We start from the raw sequence: 22,912 nt of genomic DNA on the forward strand, positions 1-22,912 counted from the left end.
TTAATAACTCAGGTAAGCTTCCCGGCTAAGTGCCCGAGTCTCCTGTCAAATCCTTGTTCAGCTTCGAAAACGACGTGCTCCGCCAAGTGCTTCGTGAGGAGAGAAAGCGCTTGGGCCTGAATCAAACCGAGGTCGCCAAGCCATGCGGATGGGAGCAGTCCGTGATCGCAAAAATCGAACAAGGGGAGCGGCGAATCGATGTCGTCGAATTTGTCCGTCTTGCCGAGGCAATGGGACAAAAACCCGAAAAGCTTTTTGCCACTTTTCTCCGTGCGCTGAGATCCGCTGGTCGTTGAAAAGCGGATTGAGGCAGAAGCAGAATTAGCCACGGCCTCGAACTATCGTCGCTGGCGAAATGCCAATTCGCAGGATGGCGGCTTTCACGAAGCATCGTAATTACGATTGAAGGTCGAGTACGCGGGATTGGAAATTTCGATGACCTTATTTATGGAATTGATTACTTGAAAAACACGTGAAGTCCACTTATCGAAACAAATCAGATCATAGATTATGACACCGTCTCAATTCTCTGCTGATTTGCTTGCCCCGGTATTTTCTGGCTTGGCTGGCTTTAATTTTATGGCGGCTGGCAGTTACAAGTCTGTCTATCGTGTTGCTCATTCCGACAATTCTCCAGACGAGGTGCTAAAAGTGGTGCGGTTACCTAATTTACGAGATACAGAAGAAAAAGAGGCAATTTATCAGCAGGAATTGGGACGGGTGCAGCGGGAGACAGAGATTCTGAGAAAGTGCACCAGTCCATTTGTGGTTAAGATGGGAAAAATACCTCCTCATGCTGTCACGATATCCGGTTATCCCTGCTTTGCTTACACCGAGGAACTTCTGAATGGCAGCGACCTTTGCTCAAGAATTCTGGCGATAAGGAGGGGGGCAGAAAAACGGCCCGTCGAAAAAGAGGTAAGGTGTTTGCTTCATTGCTTGGTCTCAGCGATTCAGGCGCTGTGGCGTGACCATCGGATCGTTCATCGAGACATCAAACCGGCCAATATTTTTGCTACACATGACCCCTCTCGTCCCTATGTGCTGATTGATCTCGGCATTGCGTATGACGTTACCGTGCCCGGCCTGACGTTGCGCAAGACTGACATGCCCCACACGCCGCTTTATATGGCACCTGAAATGCTAAGCGCCGACTTTCGGGAAACGATGAGCTACCGCTCCGACCTATATGCCGCGGCCCTCTCTGCCTACGAATTTGCTGCAGGCATCCACCCACTGAGCAAACGCGATGATGACCTTATGAAAACCTACACGCGGGTAGTGCAGCAGGAGCCGGTTCCGCTTGCTCAATGTAGGCCTGACTTTTCACCGACACTTTGCCGCCTCATCGATCAATTTCTCAAAAAAAGCCCTTCGCTTCGCCCGGCGAACATGGCGCTCATCCTTAACCAAATCGCCTAAATATTATGAAATTATACGCTCAATCAGGAGCCCAGGCTGGAGAAAAAATTACGGCAGGACTGAATGCAGGTGTTTTGGATGGAGTCATTTACGGGGCGAAAGAAATCTCAAACGACAAACTGCGTTCGGAGCTTGAGCAAATCGCAGCGGATTGGCCGGACGCCGGGCGTTTCTTCGATCCACATTATTTTGCTACCCTGATTGCCGCCCAGCCCGGAGCCAGACTTGGCTACTTGATTGGAGATAAGGGCCACGGTTATTTTCGTGCCCATATGCGTCGTGACTTGGAGCAAGTGACTCCTGTGCGGGAAGACATCCGTGCTTGCCTTCGATTTCAGGCGGCACTGCCTGTGACCGGCCTGATTTCTCCGAACATCGTGGTGCGGCGCAATCTCGATTCGATCGAGGCTGTCATCGCGAAAAGTTTTATCCGTCACGCACCAGAAATTGCACGAGAGGTCGCCCCCGACCGAGAGTTGTATGTGACGCTGGCCATCTCACAGGCTGCTCTTACAGATCGGAATGAGTTGCGGGCATTTTTACAGGAAATCACCGAGTTGGATGATCCTCCTGCCGGTTTTTACCTGCTTCTTGAGAAACTGGATACAACTCCACAACCGAGTCTCACGGAGCGCGACTGCCTGAGTCGATGGATGCTAGTAAACCACACACTCAAGGTCAGTGGGTTCAAAATCATCAACGGTTACACGGATTTATTGGCACCCTATATCGCTGCCACGGGTGCGGACGCAGTGGCCACCGGCTGGTTTGGCACATTAAAATGCTTTTCTCTAAGGAAATTTGAGCCAAACGATACAATCGCGTCTCGCGCAGTCCCACGCTACACCAGTGCCTCGCTGCTAAAAAGTATCCGTCATGCAGAGCTCCACGACTTACGTGACCATTTCCCTGAAATCCTTAATAACCTGCCAAGTGATGCCTTTTATCCCATAATCGATGGTTCGCGTCCCGACCTCACTGCTGAGGCTGTTCAAAACTGGGAAGGAATCCGGGCGATGATTGCCAAATGTGAACGTCCCGATGTGTCGGCTTCACTAGATGCTTGTTCAACCACGCTGGATGAAGCCGGGGAGCTTTACAGCGCGATTAATACGATTGCTTACCCTTTGCGCGAAAGATCGAATAACGAACATATTGCTGCGATTCGCGACGAACTGAGCGAGTTCTCAAACTTGGCAGAGCTTTAGACGATACTTTATCATCTCCAAGGCCCGAGCATGCGCTTGGGTGTTCCATGGTTTCCCCAATCGAGGGGTCGTGTGTTTGATGATTCGCCCGGTTTTGGGATCAAATTCCCACAACCCCACTCCGAGCAGTTTGAAAGTCTTCAAAAACAGCACGGCGTTCGTCGCACTCGCCGGAGGCAAAACCAGAATAGCCCGGTTGGTAAAATGACGGTAACGTGAGGCTTGGATCATCCCCTTTCGCCAGTCCTTCAACTTCGCTTCGATGGCGGTAAGCTGGACATGCTTTTCAAGCGCAAACGCACTGAAATCCTCATCCGTGCTTGGGCTTCGCCAAGCAAGCCAGATAACATCAGCGCGGCCATAGCCGTTCAGAGTAAATTCACGACCACGGGCAAAAGTTTCCAAGGCAGGGGATTGAAACGCTGCGAAGTAGGCACGTTCGAATTGCCCAAGAAAATTAGCCTCACCCCGCTTCAAGGCGGACTCTGCGGGTAAATTGCGACGCGTATTATGGCACCCAAAGCGGATGACTTTGGGTTCGCGTCGGAAGGGGATTATTGGCGCGACGGATTTCACGGCATAAGTGTTAGCACAGTATCGGCCTTTCAACGCGAGCGCAAATCGAGCCGCCTCCTGAATTGGAGGTCGTGAAAGGAAGAGGATTAGTCTGAGAACCAGCATTTTAAGTTCGTAAGATAATAATTATGTTTATGTTACGTTTTATATTTCTTCGAGCTACCCGCCAGCCTACAGCCCGGATGACTGAAAACGTTGACGAACCGGTTTTGACGCCTGGATGAAAATCGCCGCAAGTATCCGTCCCCAAACCGTCACCATGACCCAGAACATTTACGACAATCCGGAATTCCACGAAGGCTACAGCCAGCTTGATCGTTCCGTACACGGTCTGGCGGGAGCGGCGGAGTGGCCGGCCATCAGGCCGCTGCTTCCGGAGCTGGCCGGCAAGCGGGTTGTTGATCTCGGGTGCGGCTTCGGGTGGTTCTGCCGGTTCGCCCACGAACAGGGCGCGGCGCAGGTGCTCGGTGTGGATGTGTCGGAAAAAATGCTGGCGCGGGCCCGTGCGATGTCACCCGGCGCGATCGATTATCGCCGCGCCGATCTCGCAACGCTCGTGCTGCCGGAGTCCTCGTGCGACTTCGCCTGGAGTTCGCTCGCATTGCATTACCTCGAACACCTGGCCCCCGTATTTGCGAGGGTGCACCGCGCGCTGGTGCCGGGCGGAGAGTTTGTTTTCTCGATGGAGCATCCGGTCTACATGGCAGTCGAACATGCCGAGTGCTGCGAATGTCGCCCGGGGTTGAATTGACAAAACCGGAGGTCGCTGACATTTTTGCACTTATGCCGCACGTCCTCGAACGTTATCCTGAGCTTTCTGAAGCAACCGTTGAAGAGAAGTTTGCGGTTATTGATGAGCTTTGGGAATCAATCCGCAGGCTGGGCGAGATCACGGTGCCGGACAGTCATCTTGCGGAGTTGAATCAGCGGTTGGCGGCAGTCCGGGCTGATCCATCGTCAGCGCTTGATCCGGCAGAGGCCCGCCGTCTCCTGAAGCGCTGATCCCGCCGGGGCTCGGCGGGCTGGCCGAAGTTTTCGAAATTACGCCGAACGAGCTTCTGCCAGTCAAACGGCGTGGCGACTGACAAATCCCGCCTCTTCAGCAATAGCCGAGGCGACGGTTTTGCGGCGTGCCTTTTGCAATTCCGGGTCCGGCGAGCAAAACCAACCGCGCAGGTTTGCGTGGCGCGGGGGCGGTTCTTGCGCGAGTGCATCCAATTCGCACTGTCGTATCACCCGAACCGATACCTCTGCCGCTCCATGATGATGTCGACCCTCAAGCACATTGTCACCGATTGCCCATAGTTGGCCACGAGCGATTCCGGTTGAGCGAAAAACCGAAGTGTCGTTATCCGGCGCAGGCAGAAAGGCCTGATGCTTTACCCGGCCAGTCGATGCCGCGACCCAACTTGAGGACATGACAAATCGGGCAACGTTTTCCTCGTCAGCGAGTGCTGCAGGCAAGCCTGACGGGAGTTGGCTCATGCACACACCTGACGGATGGCGGCGAGAATCTGCGCGGGAATAACGGCACCGTCAAAACGCAGCACCGCATGCCACTGGTCGGTTCCGTCAATGCCCGCGCAAGCGAGGCGTTCATGGTCTCCGATGCTGACGGAAAATACCTTTCGATAGCCGCCATGCCATTCAAGCGAGATGGCTGCATCATCGGGGTCCACCGCGAGTTCCGGCGAAGGGATCGCATCCGGAAGCACCGAGATGAAATCCCGCACGTTCTGCTCCGTTGCCCAAGAGACGGGCGGAGCTTCGGTGCCATCCCATCCGGGAAGCGAGTGCTCGGCGACAAGGGAATCCAGTTGCGCCAATACTTCAGCATGTTGCCCTTGAAGGGCAATCGAGCGTCCGAAGCCTTCCCATACCTGGGTCACTTGGCTGCGGACAAACTGACCCTCCTGCGAGACTGCAGGACTGAAGCGTGGTCCATTCCGGAGCATGGCACAGGCGGCGACGGTCAGCATGGGCGTCAAAACAAGGTCAGGCATTTCGGCGTCAATGTTTCGCGGAACACATGGTTTTTCAAGCGTCTTAATGAACACAGCAGTCCGAGCACTTCATCCCATGCGTGCGGAGGGAGTCCGGTAAGCTTGAATGCATCGAGATCAAGAATAACGGGTAGTCCTGCGGTTTCTATCGGCTGAGCGGCGAGGATAACATTGATGAGATTACCTGTCTCTGCATGCACCATCTGGTGCTGATGCATGAAGCCCGTGAGCGCCACAGAGTAGCCGTCGGACATTGGCACATGCGGTGCGCATCGAAGGTAATCGGCCAGGTGAAGCTGTCCGTTTACGAACGGCACGACGATGCGATTGATGTAACGTAGCCCCACGCGCCGGATGACAACAGGCTTGGCAAATTCCAGAAACAGATCCCAGCAGCGCCGGATTTCCGGCAGATAGTCGTCAAGGGAGGAATAGGGTGCGAGGCGGTTGAATGAAAAACCGTCGAAACGGGGCTGCACGATTTGTCGCTTGTCGGCCGACAGGAAACGGAATGCCTGGATGCGTTGCCGGATGATCCCCGGTTTGGGAGGTGTATCGGGTTTCATTTCCACGTCGTATTCCTGTACCTGAACAGCCTGGATTCCACCGCTGTAGGCTTTACCAAATGCGGTGCGTGCAGCGGCCTCGAATGCGGCGCGATCCAGCCCCGGAGGCAAATCGCAGTGAATATCAACAATCGCTTCGATGATGGGCGCGTGTTTCAGCCGGAATTCAGGAGCATCAGACATAACCGTGCTATGACATGGCAAAGGTTTGTTCCGCCATCTCAAAAAGCAGCCGTCGTTCCAGAACTCTGCCCTCGGCCTGGGCATCTTCGATGGCGGTGCGGGCGGCGGGGTTGAAAAGCAGTTCCATCGTCTCGGCAATGGCGGCCAGCCGGTCGGCGGCAAGGATGCAGGCAACGGCGTTGGAGTGACGGGATCCCGATGCCGGAGCACTTACGCCCACGCCTTCGGGTCCGGCTTGATGTCTTCCGCATACCCGGCGGGCATCAGCACCTGTTGCCGGGCCGGGTCGACGATCAGGTCCGTGCCGGCGTGGTTGGCTCCGCCCTGGCCGATGATCCGGCGCACGAACCGGTTCTTGTTCAACCCGACCATGACCCGGGCATTGTCGAAAAACCGCCGGGTGATCCCGATGCCCAGGTTGAACAGGGCGATCCGGTTCACGGGCAGTGACAGGCCGATATCCGTCAGCATGGTGCCGGCCCACCAGAAACAGTTTTGCCCGTACACCCAGTAGGCCGTCGCGTCGCCGGCGGGATTTTTCCGCAGCTCCGAACGGCTGATCTGGTTGTGCACACCGGGAATCCATTCCCGTTTCCCGATTTCGTAGCCCACGCAGTTGACCTTGATCCATTCGCGGATGTAGTTCTCCAACCGGCGGATGTCGTCGATCTCGCAGGAGACCGGTATCCGGTAGCTCCTGTCTTCAGGCACCTCCAGGTCCGCAGGGTCGTTCTCCCACACACGGCCTCTCCGGGCAAGGTTGGCGTCGATCCCGGACTCGATGTACTCGCGGATCTTGTACAGGCCGACGGCCTTTCTGTCCCGGGATCTGGGCCTGGGCCATTCGTGCGGGTGCCATGAATACGAGCGCAGGGATATTCCTGCATCGTCGGTGATCAGCAGGTATCCGTGCCCGATGCGGTAGTCGTAAAAATATTCCGGACCGCCCTCGAACAGAAAGGCGCGCACGACGAAGTAGAGTCGCCGGGTTCCCCATGTATTTCCCTTCAGGCCTGGTATTCTGATGATCATTCCGGTGCGGACGCAGACAAAATTGCTTTCATGCAACCGTCCCGTGTCAACCGGGGCAATGCGCAAACGTGCTTGCAGGGGAGGGGGGGGAGCCCGAAGCGATGCCAGGCCGGACCGATTGCTTCCACTTCGTTAAATTTGAATTACCTGGAGCGGCCGGGCCGCAACCGAAGGGGCAGAAAGAATGGCCACGAAAAACACAAAAAACACGCCGCGCGTGAAACCCTCCATCGCGCTTATAAGCGCGCGGGAGATTCTCGTCGGGCAAAATGATTTTTTGTGCTTTTTGTGGCCCTCCCGGTTTGAATTCAGAAAGCATCCGCACCGAAGAAAATCATACCCCTTCGCGTATAATTTTTCACGAATAGTCAGACAGATGACCGTGAGGAGGCACCGAGGGCAGGGAGTTGCCAGGGAAAGGGCAGGCTGGCCGGGGAGAAAGCCCAAGCCGTCGGGCGGGCCTCAGCCCCTGTTTTCGAAGAAACGGCGGAGCGTCCGGACGGTTTCCTCCGGCGCTTCTTCGGCAATGAAGTGGCCGCAGTCGGGGACGGCGTGGCCGGTGACGGTTTCGGCATGTTGTCGCCAGATTCCCAATACGTCGAGCTTGCGCAGGTACGGCGCGGCCCACAGCACGAGCAGGGGCACCGGTATCTTCTTCTCCCTGGCCGCCGCGAGGTGTTCGAGGTCCACCGTCGCCCCGGCGCGGTAGTCTTCGCAGGTGGCGTGAATGACGGCGGGGTTGGAGAATTTTTCGATGTAGTGCGCCATCACGTCTTCGGGAAAGGCGTCGGTACCGCCCCGCGAACCCAGGCTGCCGGCCGTGCGGCGAATCCATGCCTCGGGGGCGCCCGCGAGCAGTTTTTCCGGCAGGTCGTTGGGCAGGATCAGGAAAAACCAGTGAAAGTAGATCGAGGCGAACTCCATGTCCGTGCGCGCATACATCTCCGATGTCGGAATGATGTCCAGCAGGGCCGCACGGCGCACGGATTCGGGATAATCCAGGAGCAGTTGATGGCAGACCCGCGCGCCCCGGTCGTGTCCTGCCAGGTAAAAACGGTCGAATCCCAGCCGGCGCATCACCTCGACCTGATCCCGCGCCATGGCCCGCTTGCTGTAGCCGAGGTGGTTTTCACCCTCCGGCGGACAGGAACTGTCGCCGTATCCGCGCAGGTCGGTCAGGACCACGGTGTAGTTCCCGGCCAGGGCGGGAGCGACCTTGTGCCACATCAGGTGGGTTTGCGGATAACCGTGCAGCATCAGCAAGGGTTCGCCGCTGCCGCGTACGAAGGTGTTGATGACCGCTTCGCCGGTATCGATTTTCTGCTGCCTGAATCCTGCCAGTCGCTCGTTTGTCATGGTCGTGAGGGTTGTGGCGGGTGTCATAACACGGCGAGGCGGCGGGCCGAAGAAAAAGTCGTCGTGCCAACATGAGGTTGAACCTGTCCACCGAACTTGCTCACCCGGTAGTCGTTCGTTTTCATGCTTTCTTCCCGCATATGGCTTCCGAATCTCCCTCTTTGTCTTCCCGCCTCCTGAACGATGTCCGTGCCATTCTGCGACAGGCCCGCGGCAAGGCTTACGCCGCCGCCAATACCGCGATGGTGGAGGCTTACTGGGAGATCGGACGCCGCATCGTCGAAGAAGAACAGGGCGGCGCCGCCCGCGCCGACTACGGCAGCCAGCTCATCCGCAACCTTGCTCGCGATTTGGGAGAGGAGTTCGGGAAAGGGCTCTCCGTGGCCAACCTCAAAAATTTCAGGCAGTTTTATCTTACCTTCCCCGATGCCGGAAAAAGCTACGCACTGCGTAGCCAATTGGCCTGGACCCACTGGCGTCTCGTCATGCGCGTCGAGGATGCCCGGGCTCGCGATTATTATATCCGTGAATGCACCGAACAGGCTTGGTCCACCCGTCAGCTGGAACGCGAAATCACCACCCGTTCCTTCGAACGTCTGTTGAGCAATCCTGCGACTTCTGTGCCACTCGCCCCGGCCTCTGCCCAGCCCGCCGCAGATTTCATCAAAGACCCCTACGTTCTCGAATTTCTCGATCTGCCCGAGCGGCATGACCCCGACGAACGTTCCCTCGAAACCGCCCTTGTTTCCCGCCTGCGCGACTTCCTTATGGAGCTCGGCAAAGGTTTTTCCTTTGTCGGCCGCCAGTTTCGCGTCAGCACCGAGACCTCCCACTTCTACGTCGATCTCGTCTTCTACAACTATCTCCTCAAGTGTTTTGTCCTGCTTGATCTGAAGACGAAAAAGCTTACGCACGCCGATATCGGCCAGATGGATATGTACGTCCGGATATTCGACGACCTCAAACGCAGTCCCGACGACAACCCCACGCTTGGCATCATCCTTTGCGCCGACAAGGACGAGACGCTCGTCCGCTATTCCGTGCTCAGCGAAAGCCGGCAACTCTTCGCCTCGAGATATCGCCTCGTCCTTCCCAGCGAGGAGGAATTGCAGGCAGAACTGGAGCGGCGGCACATTTTCGAACTGCCGGAAAAAGGAGCCGCGGATGAGTGACGCGATACCAGCACTCTATATTTTTTCCGGCCTCCCCGGCACCGGCAAAACCACCCTCGCGCAGCAACTGGCTCGCAAGCTGGGCGCGGCCTATCTGCGGATCGACACTGTCGAACAGGCGATCCGGGACCTGTGCGCCTTCGAGGTGCAGGGCGAAGGCTACCGCCTCTCGTATCGGATCGCGCAGGACAACCTGCGGCTGGGTGTCAGCGTGGTGGCCGATTCGTGCAACCCGATCGAACTGACCCGCGCGGAATGGGAACAGGTGGCCCGCGATAACGGCTGCCGGTTCGTGAATATCGAGGTGCTTTGCTCGGACAAAACCGAACACCGCCGCCGGATCGAAACCCGCCGTTCCACCATCCCCGGTCTCAGGCTCCCGACGTGGCCGGAAGTTGAAAACCGCGAGTATCATCGCTGGACGGAAGACCGCATCGTCATCGACACGGCCGGCAAGTCCGAAGCGGAGTCCTTCGGCGCGCTTTTGTCGGCGTTGTCTTCCGGGTGAAAGAACTTGAGGTTGAGCCTGCTCCACAAACCCGCTTGATTTTCCTCTTCGGGTCCCTCGACCGCCTTTCTCACCAGCCCGCCTCTTCCCTGCATGAGCAAACCTGCCTCGAAAAAGAAGATCACTTCACCCGCCATCACCAAGGCTTATCCGGTTTTGCTCGAGGACATCGGTCAGTTGCTGGAAGCCGCCCGCCGCTCCAGCGCGCGAGCGGTCAACGCACTCATGACGGCGACCTACCGGGAAATCGGCCGGCGGATCGTCGAGTTTGAGCAGGGCGGCAAAAAACGGGCAGGTTATGGGGCGGAATTGCTGGAGCAACTGGCACAAGATTTGACGGCACAATTTGGTCGAGGATTTTCCCGGCGCAATTTGCAGGATATGCGTTCACTGTATCAGGCATTTTCCCTTGAACAGATTTGGCAGGCACTGTCTGCCAAATCTGTTTAGTCAGCAATAGGCCAGACACTGTCTGGCCAATCGACAGGTACTCAAAAACGGGCTATCCTGTCGACTGGATCTTCGGCTCCGCTTCTTACCAACCTTGCCCGCGCCTTCCCGCTCCCGTGGTCGCACTACGTTCTCCTTATCCGTCGTGCCCGGTCTCCCGGGCCGCAGCTACACCTCGGAAAACATTGCCATCGGCGGACGGCCGCTCGGCGCGGCGCCCGAGTCCGGTCCCGCGACCGTCTGGGTGAATCCCGTCAATCCCGCAGAAGCGGTTCTCTGGCGACGTCCTTCCGAAATGGTTTTCCTCGGGGTGTTTTTCGCCGTCGCCTGCCCGTTCTTCGCCCGCTTCGTCTGGACCCGGTATGCCTGACCGGTTTTGTTGAACGGAATCTCATTCCTGCCCCGCCACCATGAATTCCCCTGCCTCCGAACAGCCTGTTACCTTCCGGGGAAAAGTCATCGAATGGGACAAGGCCAAAGGCTACGGTTTCATCGACGATGGCGGGCAGTGGCTGTTTGCCCACATCCGCGATTTTACGGAACGCCACAAGATTCCCGAAGCCGGCGACACGTTGATTTACTCCCCCGGCTCGGACGAACGGGGACGCCGCTGCGCCAAAAACATCCTCCAGCCCAACGACGGCGGACGCCTGCGCCCCGCCCACCTGGTCATTGTTGCCGTGCTGCTCATCGCTCCCGGCATGGCGATCTGGCGGATGCTCCCGCCCGATCATGCCCGCCTGGCTACCGGGTGGGTGCTGCTTGCTTCCACCGTCACATACGGTCTGTACGCGTGGGACAAACGCTGCGCCCGGCGAGGGGAGCGGCGCATCTCCGAAAGGACGCTGCATCTGTGGGAACTCCTTGGCGGCTGGCCGGGCGGGTTTGTCGCCCAGCGTCGTCTGCGGCACAAATCATCCAAAACGTCTTACCGGTTCGTCTTCTGGCTGATTGTCCTGGTGCATCAGTACCTGGTCATCGACTGGCAACTCGGCTGGCGTCTGTTTCAGCAGGCTCGCGCGTGGATCGGATCATAGTGGCCGATGTAGCGGGCGATGGTCGCGGCGGCGGCGATTTCAGCCGTATCGGAAAACGCGGGGGAGGGAATGAATTGGGCAGGAGCCGGCATTCGGGACGCAGTCCGGTATCACTCGCTCCGCGGCGGAGCCATGCTTTCGCCTTCGAAAACCGTCTCCGACTTGATGGCAAGCATGGCGCGGCCCTGATGCTCCCAAAACTCGGCCTCTCCGGCGGCATAGCGGGCTCCGGAAGCCGAACGTGCGCGAGGCAGCACCCACGTTTTCCCGTCCGACAGGCGTACCGTCACCCGGTCTCCGTCGCGGTCGAAACGCGCGGCCAGCAATGCCCCCTGTGCGGAGCGGTACACGGTTTCGACGGGAGCGGACGCCGCATGCGAGCAGCCGGTCGTGTACGATGAAAAAACGACGGCGAGGGCCGTGAACAGGCAGAGGCTGAAAAGCGTTTTGAACGTTGTCATGTACCGGCAAGTTTCACCGGCCGTCGCCTGCCCGGACAACCGGAAACCGGAAGACATTTTACGGGGATGCGCCGGAGCCCGTCATCGAGTGGCGGACCAACCGTGGTCGCGGCGGCTCCGCGCGGACCGGAGGCGCGGTTTGCTCCGGCCCGAGGAGCAAGGCCGGCAACGGGCAGGCGTGCCTCCCCGAATAACTCCCCCCCGCCCCCGATACACGGCAAAATCCCCGCCCCCCCTCGGAGGAGGAGGCGGGGAGATAATCACAAGAGAACTACTTCTTTTTGGCCACCGCGGCCTTTGCCTTGGTCGCCTGCTGCGCCGTGATGACGGCCTGTTTCTTCTGATTTACGGCATCCAGTTTCGACTGTTTTTGCGATGCCTGTTTCTGTGCGGATTTCGGAGATCTGTCGCCCATGACGGGTTTCCTTGGTTTGAGTTTCCTCGCCTTCGGGATGTTCGTTTCCCGCGAAGGCGTGGCTGGTTATCCCCGCGAGCCCGTCCCGTAGCAAGCCCCGTCGGTCCCGGGCGGCCCGGGCGAACCCGGGCAGGACAGGCTCGCGTCTGTTCGCGTCAGGCCCATCCTGCGTGTTCTTCACACCCATGACCACTCCCGACTCGACCTACACTCTGGCGGTTTTTCTCGATCTGGAGAACATCGCCCGCGGCGCGCAGGACGCCCGCTTTCCCCAGTTCGATATCGGCAAGGTCTTCGAGCGCCTCCTTATCAAGGGCAACATCGTCGTCAAAAAAGCCTACTGTGACTTCGAGCGCTACAAGGACTTCAAGCGCCCCCTGCACGAGGCGGCCTTCGAGCTGATCGAGATTCCCCACGTCCGCCAGTCGGGCAAAAACTCCGCCGACATCCGCATGGTCGTCGATGCCCTCGACCTCTGCTACACCAACGACCACGTGGACGCCTTCGCCATCATCAGCGGCGATTCCGATTTCTCTCCGCTCGTCAGCAAGCTCCGCGAGAACGGCAAGACTGTCATCGGCGTCGGCGTGAAAAACTCCACCTCCGATCTCTTCATCGCCAACTGCGACGAATTCATCTACTACGACGACCTCGTGCGCGTCGATCCGCCCAGGGTCCGCTCGCGCGGCACGGCCTCTGCCGCCGGGTCCAAAGCCAGGCCCGCCGAACCCGTCGCCAAGCGTCCCGATCCCGCCAAAGCCATCGAGTTGGTCATGGCCACGGTCAACGCCCTCATCGACGAACGCGGCGCCGACGAAAGCATCTGGGCCTCGATGGTGAAGCAGGCGATCAAGCGTCAGAATCCCGGTTTCAACGAACGCGCTTACGGCTTCAGCGCCTTCACCGACCTGCTCCGCGAGGGCCAGAAGCGCGGCCTGCTCAAGCTCGAGGAGAAAGCCGGCAACTGGCAGGTGCGCCTCCCCGAATAGGCTGTCGGCTGCGTAGGGTATTACCCTCGGTCCCTTCGTTCCGCCTGATCCTGACGGTACGGTGCCCGGTCGCGTCTGGCCAAGTTGTCCCAGGTGGTCGTTAACCGATAACCATAAAACGGGTTCCGTTTTCTGGTCTGTATAAATTTATCCGATACTTGCTTCCTCTACCGGCGACGGGCGCGGTGACGGACACGGCGTTGTATCGGGAGAATCGGGGCTTCACCCAACTATCGGGTGTCCGGGGGCCGCGATAACATGGTGTTCATCCATTATCACATTATGAAAAACATGAACACCCTGCACACCCTTGTCGCAGCGATCGCATTTCCGGTCGCGCTCCAGGCTGTCGACTGGATCAACGCCGATGTCGGCAACTGGACCGACGCCGCCAACTGGAACGGCAACCTGCCCGACGCCTGGGCTCACGCCTACATCAACAATGGCGGCACTGCCATTGTCGACGATGACGCGCGGGTGTCTTCGGCCACCACCTACGTGGGTACCAATGGCAAGGGCACCCTCATTATCAACAGCGGACAGCTCAACGCCACCTGGAATGTCATGATCGGCACCGAGGCTGGCGGGGAAGGTTTTCTCCAGGTCAACGGCGGCAAGGTGACCAACGGCTACGACAACAACTTCGTCATCGGCGGCAACGGCAGCGGAAAGCTGGAAATCAACAACGACGGCCACGTGGATTCCGACTGGGCCTTCCTCGGCGGCGAAATCTGGCGCAACCAGCTCCAGTCCAGCGGCCGGGGCGAAGTCGTCCTCAACGACAATGCCCTCTTCTCCAATACGAGCGGCATCGTGCTCAGCCCCGGCGCCACCGGCCAGTCCACGGTGACGGTCAACGACAACAGCACGATGAGGACCAGTGGCAGCCTCTACCTCGCCTACGCGGGGCAGGGAGAAATGACGGTCAACGGCGGTCTCGTCTCCGCCGCCGACACGACCTGGGTCAGCGGCAACGGCGGCAGTTCGGGCGCGCTCACGCTCAACGGCGGCGTCTTCGAAACCACGCGCATCGCCAACGGAAACGGCACCGGCACCCTCACCTTCAACGGCGGCACCCTGCGGGCGCTGGCCAATCACGACAGTTTCATCAACGGCGTCTCCGGCATCACCCTGCTGGAAAACGGCGGCATCATCGACACCAACGGCAAATCCGTGACGGTGAACAGCGCGTTTTCGGGTTCGGGCGGCCTCACCAAAATCAACGCCGGCACCCTGACGCTGAACGCCTCCTCCGGCATGGGCGCGCTGACGAACCGCGAGGGCATCCTCGCCATCGCCTCGGGCCGCACGATCGACGTCACCGGCGCGACCACGCTGGCGACGGGCAGCACCCTGAAAATGGAAGGTAATTCGGTTCTGGATACCGGACGGCTCGTTTTCGAAGCGTCTTCCCGCCTCGTGCTCGATCCGCTGGCGGCGGGGCTGCACGCAGGCGTCCTCGATCTCGAAAGTCTGGACGGCGGCAAGATCGGCATCCTCATCCTCGGCTTCCAGGAGTTCGGTGTCGGCGAGAGCCTGGAGATTTTCTCCTTCGATTCCGTGGCCGGCCTTTACGGCACCGGTCTGGATGCCAACGACTACTTCGTTTTCGAAAACAGCCCGGACAGCAAATATGTGTTCACCTGGAAAGAGGGCGCGCTGGCTCTCACCGTCGTCCCCGAACCCTCGACCTGGGCGCTCGTTGTCGGGATCGGCAGCATCGGCTACATCGCCGCGATCCGGTTCCGGAAACGATAATACCGGTCTCCTGAAACCTCCGGATTTTTACACAAAGGCCGCAAAAAACGCAAAGTTCCAGGACGCCACCCCTTCGCGTCGGGTGTAGTCGGAAGTGATGGAAGCCGGATTGGCGGAAAACGTGGCACGGGCATCCCTGCCCGTGGACGGCGCAAAGCGCCGCCTTCCGGAACACGGGCTGGAAGCCCGTGCCACTTCATGGGCAAGGATGCCCATGCTACCTCTACTTCCGATTACACCCTTTCGCGACCTTTGCGGTCTTTGTGTAAAATCAGAGAGCGCAAAACACCGGCATAACCCTCTCCGATGATTTCTGTAATTATAATATAACTACATTTTATGGCGGAGCAGGCGGGAGGCTGCTGCGTCTCCGTCTCCTCCCTGGCCAACCCCGCTCAGGGCGACCACTGGACGTAGATGTTGGTGAAATTGCTGCCGCCCTTGATGCGGCCAAACATCGACGACGTCTCGAAAATGCCCGACCGGTGGTGGATGCCCACGCCCAGCCACCAGTCCTTGAGCGCTTTTTTCCGGACCACGTCGCCGATATTCAGGTCGAGCGAGAAATCCAGGTAGTTGAGCAGGTTGCTCGTCCGGTAGCCTTTCCTGTGCAGGCTGGTTTCCTCGTACCAGGTGATCGAGTCGGTGTACGACATGCCCTCGGCAAAGCCGAAGCGTATCCGCCAGGGCAGGGGAAACGTGTAGTAAAATTTCACGGCGAGCACGTATTCGGTGGCGGCGTCTTGTGCGGACGACGCGTAGTGGTGCACGATGCCCGGCGTCAGATACACCTCGACCGGCAGGCCCATGAATTCCTCCGCCAGCGGGTGCCCGTAAAAGAGCGAGGTCATCATGATCGTCTTGTCCCCTTCGGCGACCTTGCCCGTCATCGCTTCCCCGATCGTGGCATCGGTGCCGAAACCCTGCGCCAGCCGCCAGTACGGGCGGATCGAGAGGGCCGAAGCCGAGGCCGGAGCATTGTTTCCGGACATTTCCGGAAGACTGAAAAAGCCCACGCCGAGAAACGCCTCCCATTCGAACCGCTCGTCCACCACCGGGCTGGACCGGGCCGGGTGGTCGAGCATCGACGCCTCGACGGAGCCGATCAGGTAAAGGTTGCTGTAGAGATGACGGCGCATCTTCAGCCGCACGCGCATGTCGATGCCCGCATCCACGTCAAATTCGTCCATGCCGTAATAGTTGCTGTTGAACGACGACGTCTTCGCCCGCAGTTCCAGCTCCGGCTGAAATCGCCAGCCCGGCCACTCGATCCGCGTCCGCAACCGGGCGATGCCCTGCACATGGCCATCCACATCGCTCAGGATTTCCGTGTCCAGCCACCAGTCCGGCCGCAGCTGGAACGAGAGCTGCGCCCCCATGTCGAGCGCGTCGCTGCGGAGCTCGTTCTGGTATTCTTTCGGGATGTCGAAGAACCGGTAACGGGCGATGAAGTTGAGATCGACCTTTTCCTCGGACCACAGCCGGATGCCGCCTTCCAGGCCGCGGAGGAAAATGCGTTCACCTTCGTAGAAGAACAGCGGGACGATATCGGCGACGGTCTCGTCATCGGCCACGAAAGGCACGTCGGCGTAGCGCAGGCCCATGGCCACACCCCATTCGCGCGCGGGCCGGGTCGTCTCGACCACGGGAACGGCTGCGGCGGCGGGCGAGGTTTCCGCCGGTTCGCCGGCCCCGGACGCGGCTGTCGCCGAAAGCGCCAGACCGGCGCAACCAAGGAGGCCGCCAAGCCGGCGCGTTTTTCCAGAATTCTTCTCCATCGAAAATCTTGTGAGAAATCGGCCGGCTCCGGTCAAACCCGGGTTCCGGCTTGCGGTTTCAGCCAGACGCCTCAGCCCCTCAACCCTCGCCCGGCCCGTCCTGCTGCTTCGCGGAAGACAGAGGGATTGTCAGGCTCGCCGCGATCCTTCACGTTCGGCTCTTTTCCTTTTCACGCATCCTTCACCACACCGTTCCCGCCATGTCTTCTCTCTCCTGTCCGGCCTGCACACTCGATGACGTTCTCGAACACGCCGACCACTACGAATGCGCCACGTGCGGTCACGAGTGGCCGAAGGACGCGCCGGCCGAGGCCGCCCGCGTGGTCAAGGACGCCCACGGCACGCCGCTGGCCGATGGCGACAGCGTCGTTCTGATCAAGGACCTGAAGCTGCGCGGTTCCTCCCAGGTCCTGAAGCAGGGCACGAAAGCCAAAAACATCCGCCTCGTCGACGGCGACCACGAGATCGATTGCAAGATCGACGGCAGCCCGATGGCCCTCAAGGCCTGCTTCGTCAAAAAAGCCTGAGCGGCGCCGGTCGCCCGGGGTGCTCCGGGTTCGATGTTCCGACGCCTGTTCTTTCCCGCCCCGGGAGTGTTCGCCCGGCGGCGCCGTCCCTCACAGCCTGCCGAAGTAGAGCCGTGTCCGGTAACGGAAGCTCACGCGGCCGTCCGCCTCCGCATGGGCCGCGAAGAGGTTGCGGAGAGCGGCCACAAATGCCTCGTGCCCCGGCTGCCCGGGGTTAGGCGCATAGGACGACGACAGGGAACGCCCGACGAGTCCGTCGAGGTCGAAGCGCTGTTCGTTGGCCGTCTCGATGCATTCATGTCGTTCCGGTGCGAAAAACGCTGCGATGGCCGTCTCGTCGACGTTGGTGTGTTTCACCCGGCCATAGTCGCGGGCGTGTTGTTGCAGGAGTGCTTCGTAGCTGCGCAGGAAAGGCGTGGTGTCCGTCTCGCGTTCGTTCCAGACGAGGGCGACGTGGCCTCCCGGCCTGAGGATGCGTGCAAACTCGCGCCGTGCCGCCGCGTGGTCGAACCAGTGGAACGCTTGCCCCGCCGTCACCAGATCGACCGATGCTTCCGGCAAGGTCGTGGCCTCGGCCGTCGCTGCGACGCTCACGAACTCGCCTGCGCCGCGCGTACCGTTGGCGGTGCCGGCGGCATTGCCTGCCCCGTGTCCGCTGCCCAGCCACGCTTCGGCCGCTGCGCGCATGGCGTCGTTGGGCTCCACCGCGTACACACGCCTGACTAGCGGCAGGAGCAAGGCTGCAAGGATGCCGGTGCCCGAACCGACATCGGCCACGACGCTGGCGGGCGTCAGCCGCGCGCGTTCGCGCAGGGTTTCGAGCAGCGCCGCCGGGTAGGCCGGGCGATAGCGCACGTAGTTGGCCACGCGATCGGTGAAGCGGCGGGTGGAATCGGTGGCGGAGGGCATGGTGGATTGAAGTCCGGTAGTTTGAAGGAAGGTTCTGAAAAAAACATCTTTTACCGCGAAGGACGCGAAGGACACGAAGAAGCAGAAAAATGTGGAAATGGCGTATTTTTTTCCGAATCAAATAATTTTGTATCACCAAAGGAGCCTTGTTTTTGAGTTCTTCGCATCCTTGGCGTCCTTCGCGGTCAATTTTTGGAAACTCCCGTTTGAAATTGGACGTTGGCAGCGGGAAACGAGGAGAGCCGGGGGGGAGGGGGGGGACCTGGCCGAAGACGAACTTCAAATTTCCAACTTCCAATTTCCAACTCCGGCGACCTTTCCGCCTTCACTCCAGCCACACTGTCAGCATGTCGCGGTGATCGTCGCGGAAACCGGCTTTCGTGTAGATGGATTTGGCGCGCGGGTTGTGGTGGTGGACTTCCAGACGCAGCGCGAGCACGCCGCGTTGCCGCGCCCAGGTTTTTGTCAGATCGAGCGCGCACCGTCCCCAGCCGCGACCGCGCGCCGCGTCGCACAGGTAAAGTTCGTCGAGCAACGCGAACGGTCCGCCAAACTCCAGGCTGAAGCCGAGCGTGACCACGGCGTAGCCGGCTGTCGTGCCGGAGGCGCCGCCGGGAGCAGGCGCCTGCGCGGCGGGATCGACGAAGAGCAGGATCGCGCCGCAGGCGTCGTCGGCCACGATCAGGCGGAAAGCCCGGCGGGCGCGATCCTCCACGAAGTCGATCCGGTCCTCCGCGTAAAACGCGCGCATCATCGCCAGCACCTCCGCCTCGTCGGCCGCGGTGGCGATTCTCGTTTGCAGGGCTTGGGCTGTCATGACGGGCAAACGTTGTGGACGGGATTACGGCAATGGCGAGGCCATTGCCGCCCGCCCGCCTCGCTTTTTCTCACGAATTTCATCGTGATTTCACACTCGTTTCACCGTCGCCGGCGATGATCGGACGCCGGTAATGTTTTCCGGATCCATGCGCTCTCCCTTCACTCTCTCCGTCCACCTGCTTCGCGGCGTTGCCCTGTGCATCGCAACGCTCGCCGCGTGCGGACAACAGGCGGCCGCGTGGACGCAGGAGGTGTATGTGTGGCAACGCCTGCAAACCGCCCCCGCCGTGGCGGAAGCCCTGCGCCGGTCTGCTCCGCTCGTCGATGCGTTTCATGTGCTGGCCGCGGAGGTGGCATGGCCTGCCGGACCGGCTGGCGCCGGGCAATGGGCGCCGGTCGCCGTCGACTACGCCCGGCTGGCGGAAACCAGCAAGCCTGTCGGGCTCGTGCTGCGCGTGGGCGCGTTTTCGGGGAAAATGCAACGCGACGATGCCACCGCGCGCCTGCTCGCCGCGCGGGCGCGTTCGCTGCTGGCGACAGCGCGGGCAGTCGGGCTGGAGCCGGCGGAGCTCCAGATCGATTTCGATTGCGCGGAGTCGCGGCTGGCGGGTTACCGCGAATGGCTGGAAGCGCTGCGCGGCGCGCTCGACAGCGATGCACGCCATGCGCCGGCGGAGCCCGGAACGGGGATGCGCCGCGTGCCCTTGGTGTTCACCGCGCTGCCCGCCTGGTTGCGGCACGAAGAGGAGTTTGCGGAGCTGGCCCGCGTCTCCGACGGCTTCGTGCTCCAGGTCCATTCGCTCGACAAGCCGTCGTCGCCGGATGCTTTGCCGGAGCTGTGCGATCCGTCAAAGGTCGCCGGACACGTGGCGCGGGCGGGGAAAATCGCGGCGGCGGCGGGACGGACGTTTCGCGTGGCATTGCCGACCTACGGCTATCTGCTCGCCTTCGATGCACAGGGAAAGTTTTTCGCGCTCGCGGCGGAAGGAGACCGTCCGTCGTGGCCGGCAGGGACGCAGGTGCGCGTGACGGGGGCCGACCCGGAACAGATGAGCGATGTGGCGCGCTCGCTGGCGAACAACGCGCCGCCGTCCTGCACCGGCGTGGTGTGGTTTCGCCTGCCTGTGACGGGCGACCGGCTCAACTGGAGCCCTCCGACATTCGCCGCCGTGCTGGCAGGGCGCTCCCCGCGGCGCGGCCTGGAGGCGGTCGCCCGCTGGCCGGAGGCCGACGGCGGCTCGGGAAACGACGGCCTCGCGGAAATCATCCTCCTCAACACCGGCGAGAGGGCCGAACTCCTCCCCCGCGCTGTGCGCGTGACATTGTCCGGAAATCCGGCAACGCCGGATTCCCTTACCATCGCCGGCGCGGACGGGCTCGGCGGCTATCGCTGGGAAGCGCAGGCCGGTGAAGTTTCCGGCGTGCTGAGCGGCTGGCGCCTGCCGCCCGAAGCCTCCCTCGAGCCGGGCCGGCAGCGCAAACTCGGCTGGCTGCGATTTTCATCAGCCCCGCACGGACGGCACAACTCCCTTTCTCATGAACAGGACCCGAATACCCGACCTCTTCTCAAGCTCTATATTGTCGATGCTCCGTAACGCGAAACCGCGTCCGCCCGAAACGGTCGCATGGCTGGCGATCGCCACCCTTGCGCTTGCCGGCGCGGGTCAGGCCAGCGCCTGCGGACCGTTTTTTCCCAACACATATCTGGCAGCGCCGGATTCCGTCTTCGTGAACGCGCCGGAAGGTTTTTTCGGCGTCGAAATCGAACGAATCTCGCCGTCGGGCAAGATCGTCGTCCGCTCCTCCGGAAACGGATCGAATCCGGAAGATGAAGAGGAATCCGCGGAGGAAAGCGACGGACACCGGAGGGAAATCGACAACATCCTGCCCCGCTCCGTGCGCGAGGAGTTGCAGGCAGCCTTGTCCGCAGCCGGCACGGGGCCGGCCGATGCGGAAAAAATCCTGCGCGCGTACGCCGCCCGGCTCGGGAAGGAACAGGAAACGTCTCGTAACAAAAATACAGATACCGAAGGCCCGACAGACGGGAAGGCCGCTCCGCAACTTCCCCCGTGGCCGGAATGGCCGGCAAAGCTGCCGGCCGAATTCGCCCTCTACCTGCGCGGGGCCGAAGCCTGGCATGCCGGAGACGTGGACAAGGCGGCGGACCGCTGGCGGGCGTTGCTGGAGTTGCCCGCAGGCGAGCGGCGTCATCGTGCGGTATGGGCCGCGTACATGCTCGGACGCGTCGCGCTGGAACGGATGCCGGAAGGCGCGGAGGCATCGGCGGCCGCAGAGGAAGCGAACCGGCGTTTTCTCGAAACAGAACGGCTTGCTGCCGAAGGTTTCTCTGACGCGCTCGATCTGCGCGGCTCCGCCGCCGGCACGCGCGGGAGGCTGGCCCTGCGGGCGGGCGATTTTGCGCAGGCTCTCGGCTGTTACCTCGACCAGTACGCGACGGGCGACGGCACGGCGCTGGCGTCGTTGCAGCAGGTGGTGGCCCGGGTGGCGGACGCCCCGCCGGAGACACTCGACGCCGTGGCGGCCGACCGGCGCGCGCGACAGGTGGTGACGCTCTGGTTTCTCTCACGTTTTCACAGCAGCTACGATTATGACGCCTCGTCGCAACGCGTCGAAAAACTGCACCGCTGGGCGGATGCCCTCGCCCGGGCGGGTGCGCGCGACATGGCCGAGGCGTCACGACTCGCATGGCTGGCCTACGAAGGCGGCGACACGGAGCGGGCGCGCACGTGGCTGGAAATGGCCCGACCGGACGAACCGGAGGTGCGCTGGATCCGCGCCAAGCTGGCGCTGCGCGAGGGCAGGCTGGCCGAAGCGGCCTCACACCTGCAACTTGCCGCCGCGGATGCCACCTTGGCCGCACCGTACCGCGAGCAGGTGCTGGCGGAGCTGGGGCGCGTGCGTCTGTCGCTCGGCGACGCCAGCGGATCGCTGAGGGCGTGGATGGATGGCGGCCACTGGGCGGATGCGGCCTATGTGGCCGAGCGTGTGCTGCCGCTGGACGAGTTGCGCGCATTTGTGGACGGGTACCTCCGCCCGCCCTTGCCGGTAACCGGCTACGGGGACTGGTACTGGACGCCGCGCCGGTCGATGCTTTCGGAGCGCCCCGTGGACAATCCCCCGCAGGCACTGCGGGCGCTGCTTGCGCGCCGGCTGGCGCGTGAAAACAAACCGGAGGAGGCGATGCGGTATTTTTCGGCGGATACACGCGAACTCTACGCGGGCTACATCGCGCAAGTGCGCGCCGGCTTCGATATATCCCTGTCCGCGACGGAACGGGCTGACGCATTCTGGCGGGCGGCCCGGATCATCCGCGAACACGGTATGGAGCTGATCGGCACCGAACTGGAGCCGGATTATGCCATCTGGGGCGGCAATTACTGGCAACAGAACACCGTCGCCGGCCGACTCGCGCTCCACGGCCCCCTCGCACCGCCGGCGGCGGAACGCGAGCAGACGGAGGACAGAAACCGCAAGATGCCGACGAAGCGCTTCAGTTACCGTTACCGGGCAGCCGACCTCGCGTGGTGGGCGGCGTCGCTTCTGCCCAACGACGACGAGCGCACCGCCGAAATCCTCACGACGGCGGGCGGGTGGCTCCGCTGGCGCGATCCGTCAGCGGCCAACCGCTTTTACCAGGCGCTCGTCATCCGTTGCGGCAATACACCCGCCGGCCGCGCGGCTACGGAGAAGCGTTGGTTTCCGTAGCGCGACGCGCGGGGCGA

At 61.0% G+C, this 22,912-nt stretch carries 30 protein-coding genes; 16 read left to right on the forward strand and 14 right to left on the reverse strand.

Annotated elements, in window-relative coordinates; all coding sequences use genetic code 11:
- The first annotated feature begins 29 nt into the window (after window positions 1-29).
- The 3 genes from OPIT5_13170 to OPIT5_13180 all read left to right on the forward strand — a co-directional run bounded on the left by OPIT5_13170 (window position 30) and on the right by OPIT5_13180 (window position 2,630).
- Window positions 30-296, forward strand: a complete 267-nt coding sequence (locus tag OPIT5_13170; protein ID AHF91020.1) for a DNA-binding protein — start codon at window positions 30-32, stop codon at window positions 294-296.
- A 745-nt stretch (window positions 297-1,041) separates the two neighbouring features.
- Window positions 1,042-1,422 (forward strand): hypothetical protein, encoded by a 381-nt coding sequence (locus OPIT5_13175; protein ID AHF94355.1) that lies wholly within the window; start codon window positions 1,042-1,044, stop codon window positions 1,420-1,422.
- A gap of 74 nt (window positions 1,423-1,496) precedes the next feature.
- Entirely contained in the window at window positions 1,497-2,630 is a 1,134-nt protein-coding gene (locus OPIT5_13180) for a hypothetical protein (GenBank protein ID AHF94356.1), read from the forward strand.
- Here the strand turns inward: OPIT5_13180 and OPIT5_13185 are convergent.
- Window positions 2,610-3,107: a hypothetical protein gene (locus OPIT5_13185; GenBank protein ID AHF94357.1), complete on the reverse strand. Its 498-nt coding sequence runs from the start codon at window positions 3,105-3,107 to the stop codon at window positions 2,610-2,612. The two genes, OPIT5_13180 and OPIT5_13185, sit on opposite strands and share 21 nt — an antisense overlap.
- Window positions 3,108-3,465: 358 nt before the next feature.
- Here OPIT5_13185 and OPIT5_13190 point away from each other — a divergent pair, with 358 nt between their 5' ends.
- Both OPIT5_13190 and OPIT5_13195 read left to right on the forward strand, forming a co-directional pair.
- On the forward strand, window positions 3,466-3,957 hold the full coding sequence (locus tag OPIT5_13190) for an SAM-dependent methyltransferase (GenBank protein AHF91021.1): 492 nt from the start codon (window positions 3,466-3,468) through the stop codon (window positions 3,955-3,957).
- A gap of 32 nt (window positions 3,958-3,989) precedes the next feature.
- Entirely contained in the window at window positions 3,990-4,208 is a 219-nt protein-coding gene (locus OPIT5_13195) for a hypothetical protein (GenBank protein AHF94358.1), read from the forward strand.
- Between the two features lie 479 nt (window positions 4,209-4,687).
- On the opposite strand, the gene OPIT5_13200 is transcribed toward OPIT5_13195, so the two are convergent.
- The 6 genes from OPIT5_13200 to OPIT5_13225 all read right to left on the reverse strand — a co-directional run bounded on the left by OPIT5_13200 (window position 4,688) and on the right by OPIT5_13225 (window position 8,373).
- A complete protein-coding gene (locus OPIT5_13200) occupies window positions 4,688-5,185 on the reverse strand; it encodes a hypothetical protein (protein ID AHF94359.1) in 498 nt (165 codons plus the stop codon).
- A 5-nt stretch (window positions 5,186-5,190) separates the two neighbouring features.
- On the reverse strand, window positions 5,191-5,958 hold the full coding sequence (locus OPIT5_13205) for a hypothetical protein (GenBank protein AHF94360.1): 768 nt from the start codon (window positions 5,956-5,958) through the stop codon (window positions 5,191-5,193).
- Window positions 5,959-5,965: 7 nt separating this feature from the next.
- Window positions 5,966-6,178 carry a prevent-host-death protein gene (locus OPIT5_13210; GenBank protein AHF91022.1) on the reverse strand — a complete coding sequence of 71 codons (213 nt, stop codon included), beginning with the start codon at window positions 6,176-6,178 and terminating at the stop codon, window positions 5,966-5,968.
- Window positions 6,169-6,990, reverse strand: coding sequence for a hypothetical protein (locus OPIT5_13215; GenBank protein AHF91023.1), 822 nt, complete (start codon window positions 6,988-6,990; stop codon window positions 6,169-6,171). The genes OPIT5_13210 and OPIT5_13215 overlap by 10 nt, the downstream gene beginning before the upstream one ends.
- 132 nt (window positions 6,991-7,122) lie before the next feature.
- The gene (locus OPIT5_13220; protein ID AHF94361.1) at window positions 7,123-7,221 is read right to left on the reverse strand and encodes a hypothetical protein; all 99 of its coding nucleotides are present in this window, start codon (window positions 7,219-7,221) and stop codon (window positions 7,123-7,125) included.
- Between the two features lie 231 nt (window positions 7,222-7,452).
- Window positions 7,453-8,373, reverse strand: coding sequence for a fluoroacetate dehalogenase (locus OPIT5_13225; protein ID AHF91024.1), 921 nt, complete (start codon window positions 8,371-8,373; stop codon window positions 7,453-7,455).
- A 113-nt stretch (window positions 8,374-8,486) separates the two neighbouring features.
- Between OPIT5_13225 and OPIT5_13230 the strand changes: the two genes are divergently transcribed.
- The 5 genes from OPIT5_13230 to OPIT5_13250 all read left to right on the forward strand — a co-directional run bounded on the left by OPIT5_13230 (window position 8,487) and on the right by OPIT5_13250 (window position 11,513).
- Window positions 8,487-9,518 (forward strand): hypothetical protein, encoded by a 1,032-nt coding sequence (locus OPIT5_13230; protein ID AHF91025.1) that lies wholly within the window; start codon window positions 8,487-8,489, stop codon window positions 9,516-9,518.
- The gene (locus OPIT5_13235) at window positions 9,511-10,026 is read left to right on the forward strand and encodes an adenylylsulfate kinase (protein ID AHF91026.1); all 516 of its coding nucleotides are present in this window, start codon (window positions 9,511-9,513) and stop codon (window positions 10,024-10,026) included. Before OPIT5_13230 ends, OPIT5_13235 begins: the two co-directional genes overlap by 8 nt.
- A gap of 93 nt (window positions 10,027-10,119) precedes the next feature.
- A complete protein-coding gene (locus tag OPIT5_13240) occupies window positions 10,120-10,476 on the forward strand; it encodes a hypothetical protein (protein AHF94362.1) in 357 nt (118 codons plus the stop codon).
- Window positions 10,477-10,621: 145 nt separating this feature from the next.
- Window positions 10,622-10,846, forward strand: coding sequence for a hypothetical protein (locus OPIT5_13245; GenBank protein AHF91027.1), 225 nt, complete (start codon window positions 10,622-10,624; stop codon window positions 10,844-10,846).
- 40 nt (window positions 10,847-10,886) lie between these two features.
- Window positions 10,887-11,513: a DNA-binding protein gene (locus OPIT5_13250; protein AHF91028.1), complete on the forward strand. Its 627-nt coding sequence runs from the start codon at window positions 10,887-10,889 to the stop codon at window positions 11,511-11,513.
- On the opposite strand, the gene OPIT5_13255 is transcribed toward OPIT5_13250, so the two are convergent.
- From OPIT5_13255 to OPIT5_13265, 3 genes are all read right to left on the reverse strand, one after another.
- Entirely contained in the window at window positions 11,483-11,605 is a 123-nt protein-coding gene (locus OPIT5_13255) for a hypothetical protein (GenBank protein AHF94363.1), read from the reverse strand. The genes OPIT5_13250 and OPIT5_13255 overlap by 31 nt on opposite strands.
- Window positions 11,606-11,623: 18 nt before the next feature.
- Window positions 11,624-11,974 carry a Membrane-bound lysozyme-inhibitor of c-type lysozyme gene (locus OPIT5_13260; GenBank protein ID AHF91029.1) on the reverse strand — a complete coding sequence of 117 codons (351 nt, stop codon included), beginning with the start codon at window positions 11,972-11,974 and terminating at the stop codon, window positions 11,624-11,626.
- Between the two features lie 271 nt (window positions 11,975-12,245).
- Window positions 12,246-12,389, reverse strand: coding sequence for a hypothetical protein (locus OPIT5_13265; protein ID AHF91030.1), 144 nt, complete (start codon window positions 12,387-12,389; stop codon window positions 12,246-12,248).
- On the opposite strand from OPIT5_13265, the gene OPIT5_13270 reads away from it, so the two are divergent.
- The 3 genes from OPIT5_13270 to OPIT5_13280 all read left to right on the forward strand — a co-directional run bounded on the left by OPIT5_13270 (window position 12,388) and on the right by OPIT5_13280 (window position 15,136).
- Window positions 12,388-12,480: a hypothetical protein gene (locus OPIT5_13270; GenBank protein AHF94364.1), complete on the forward strand. Its 93-nt coding sequence runs from the start codon at window positions 12,388-12,390 to the stop codon at window positions 12,478-12,480. The genes OPIT5_13265 and OPIT5_13270 overlap by 2 nt on opposite strands.
- 94 nt (window positions 12,481-12,574) lie before the next feature.
- On the forward strand, window positions 12,575-13,378 hold the full coding sequence (locus OPIT5_13275; GenBank protein ID AHF91031.1) for a hypothetical protein: 804 nt from the start codon (window positions 12,575-12,577) through the stop codon (window positions 13,376-13,378).
- Between the two features lie 258 nt (window positions 13,379-13,636).
- On the forward strand, window positions 13,637-15,136 hold the full coding sequence (locus OPIT5_13280) for an anchor protein (protein AHF91032.1): 1,500 nt from the start codon (window positions 13,637-13,639) through the stop codon (window positions 15,134-15,136).
- A 27-nt stretch (window positions 15,137-15,163) separates the two neighbouring features.
- Here OPIT5_13280 and OPIT5_13285 read toward each other — a convergent pair whose 3' ends face one another.
- Both OPIT5_13285 and OPIT5_13290 read right to left on the reverse strand, forming a co-directional pair.
- Window positions 15,164-15,352, reverse strand: coding sequence for a hypothetical protein (locus tag OPIT5_13285; GenBank protein ID AHF94365.1), 189 nt, complete (start codon window positions 15,350-15,352; stop codon window positions 15,164-15,166).
- A 179-nt stretch (window positions 15,353-15,531) separates the two neighbouring features.
- Complete coding sequence (locus tag OPIT5_13290) at window positions 15,532-16,914, reverse strand: MltA-interacting protein MipA (protein AHF91033.1); 1,383 nt, start codon at window positions 16,912-16,914, stop codon at window positions 15,532-15,534.
- A gap of 200 nt (window positions 16,915-17,114) precedes the next feature.
- Here OPIT5_13290 and OPIT5_13295 point away from each other — a divergent pair, with 200 nt between their 5' ends.
- Window positions 17,115-17,441, forward strand: coding sequence for an alkylphosphonate utilization protein (locus tag OPIT5_13295; protein ID AHF91034.1), 327 nt, complete (start codon window positions 17,115-17,117; stop codon window positions 17,439-17,441).
- 90 nt (window positions 17,442-17,531) lie between these two features.
- Here the strand turns inward: OPIT5_13295 and OPIT5_13300 are convergent, their stop codons facing one another.
- Both OPIT5_13300 and OPIT5_13305 read right to left on the reverse strand, forming a co-directional pair.
- Complete coding sequence (locus tag OPIT5_13300; GenBank protein AHF91035.1) at window positions 17,532-18,350, reverse strand: methyltransferase; 819 nt, start codon at window positions 18,348-18,350, stop codon at window positions 17,532-17,534.
- 325 nt (window positions 18,351-18,675) lie between these two features.
- Window positions 18,676-19,167 carry a GCN5 family acetyltransferase gene (locus OPIT5_13305; protein AHF91036.1) on the reverse strand — a complete coding sequence of 164 codons (492 nt, stop codon included), beginning with the start codon at window positions 19,165-19,167 and terminating at the stop codon, window positions 18,676-18,678.
- Window positions 19,168-19,315: 148 nt separating this feature from the next.
- Here OPIT5_13305 and OPIT5_13310 point away from each other — a divergent pair, with 148 nt between their 5' ends.
- The gene (locus OPIT5_13310; protein AHF94366.1) at window positions 19,316-20,764 is read left to right on the forward strand and encodes a hypothetical protein; all 1,449 of its coding nucleotides are present in this window, start codon (window positions 19,316-19,318) and stop codon (window positions 20,762-20,764) included.
- Entirely contained in the window at window positions 20,754-22,895 is a 2,142-nt protein-coding gene (locus OPIT5_13315) for a hypothetical protein (GenBank protein ID AHF94367.1), read from the forward strand. Before OPIT5_13310 ends, OPIT5_13315 begins: the two co-directional genes overlap by 11 nt.
- Window positions 22,896-22,912 lie beyond the last annotated feature (17 nt).

This window comes from Opitutaceae bacterium TAV5, assembly GCA_000242935.3.
Taxonomy (GTDB): Bacteria; Verrucomicrobiota; Verrucomicrobiia; order Opitutales; family Opitutaceae; genus Geminisphaera.

What these genes read in the sequence shown, in the direction of transcription:
- OPIT5_13235 (AHF91026.1), top strand. Translation starts at nt 9,511, where the DNA reads ATGAGTGACGCGATACCAGCACTCTATATTTTTTCCGGCCTCCCCGGC.
- OPIT5_13275 (AHF91031.1), top strand. Translation starts at nt 12,575, where the DNA reads ATGACCACTCCCGACTCGACCTACACTCTGGCGGTTTTTCTCGATCTG.
- OPIT5_13230 (AHF91025.1), top strand. Translation starts at nt 8,487, where the DNA reads ATGGCTTCCGAATCTCCCTCTTTGTCTTCCCGCCTCCTGAACGATGTC.
- OPIT5_13305 (AHF91036.1), bottom strand. Translation starts at nt 19,167, where the DNA reads ATGACAGCCCAAGCCCTGCAAACGAGAATCGCCACCGCGGCCGACGAG.
- OPIT5_13255 (AHF94363.1), bottom strand. Translation starts at nt 11,605, where the DNA reads ATGCCGGCTCCTGCCCAATTCATTCCCTCCCCCGCGTTTTCCGATACG.
- OPIT5_13300 (AHF91035.1), bottom strand. Translation starts at nt 18,350, where the DNA reads ATGCCCTCCGCCACCGATTCCACCCGCCGCTTCACCGATCGCGTGGCC.
- OPIT5_13215 (AHF91023.1), bottom strand. Translation starts at nt 6,990, where the DNA reads ATGATCATCAGAATACCAGGCCTGAAGGGAAATACATGGGGAACCCGG.
- OPIT5_13265 (AHF91030.1), bottom strand. Translation starts at nt 12,389, where the DNA reads ATGGGCGACAGATCTCCGAAATCCGCACAGAAACAGGCATCGCAAAAA.
- OPIT5_13190 (AHF91021.1), top strand. Translation starts at nt 3,466, where the DNA reads ATGACCCAGAACATTTACGACAATCCGGAATTCCACGAAGGCTACAGC.
- OPIT5_13310 (AHF94366.1), top strand. Translation starts at nt 19,316, where the DNA reads ATGCGCTCTCCCTTCACTCTCTCCGTCCACCTGCTTCGCGGCGTTGCC.
- OPIT5_13225 (AHF91024.1), bottom strand. Translation starts at nt 8,373, where the DNA reads ATGACACCCGCCACAACCCTCACGACCATGACAAACGAGCGACTGGCA.
- OPIT5_13280 (AHF91032.1), top strand. Translation starts at nt 13,637, where the DNA reads ATGGTGTTCATCCATTATCACATTATGAAAAACATGAACACCCTGCAC.
- OPIT5_13285 (AHF94365.1), bottom strand. Translation starts at nt 15,352, where the DNA reads ATGGGCATCCTTGCCCATGAAGTGGCACGGGCTTCCAGCCCGTGTTCC.
- OPIT5_13195 (AHF94358.1), top strand. Translation starts at nt 3,990, where the DNA reads ATGCCGCACGTCCTCGAACGTTATCCTGAGCTTTCTGAAGCAACCGTT.
- OPIT5_13260 (AHF91029.1), bottom strand. Translation starts at nt 11,974, where the DNA reads ATGACAACGTTCAAAACGCTTTTCAGCCTCTGCCTGTTCACGGCCCTC.
- OPIT5_13205 (AHF94360.1), bottom strand. Translation starts at nt 5,958, where the DNA reads ATGTCTGATGCTCCTGAATTCCGGCTGAAACACGCGCCCATCATCGAA.
- OPIT5_13220 (AHF94361.1), bottom strand. Translation starts at nt 7,221, where the DNA reads ATGGAGGGTTTCACGCGCGGCGTGTTTTTTGTGTTTTTCGTGGCCATT.
- OPIT5_13270 (AHF94364.1), top strand. Translation starts at nt 12,388, where the DNA reads ATGACGGGTTTCCTTGGTTTGAGTTTCCTCGCCTTCGGGATGTTCGTT.
- OPIT5_13250 (AHF91028.1), top strand. Translation starts at nt 10,887, where the DNA reads ATGAATTCCCCTGCCTCCGAACAGCCTGTTACCTTCCGGGGAAAAGTC.
- OPIT5_13200 (AHF94359.1), bottom strand. Translation starts at nt 5,185, where the DNA reads ATGCTGACCGTCGCCGCCTGTGCCATGCTCCGGAATGGACCACGCTTC.
- OPIT5_13290 (AHF91033.1), bottom strand. Translation starts at nt 16,914, where the DNA reads ATGGAGAAGAATTCTGGAAAAACGCGCCGGCTTGGCGGCCTCCTTGGT.
- OPIT5_13315 (AHF94367.1), top strand. Translation starts at nt 20,754, where the DNA reads ATGCTCCGTAACGCGAAACCGCGTCCGCCCGAAACGGTCGCATGGCTG.
- OPIT5_13295 (AHF91034.1), top strand. Translation starts at nt 17,115, where the DNA reads ATGTCTTCTCTCTCCTGTCCGGCCTGCACACTCGATGACGTTCTCGAA.
- OPIT5_13240 (AHF94362.1), top strand. Translation starts at nt 10,120, where the DNA reads ATGAGCAAACCTGCCTCGAAAAAGAAGATCACTTCACCCGCCATCACC.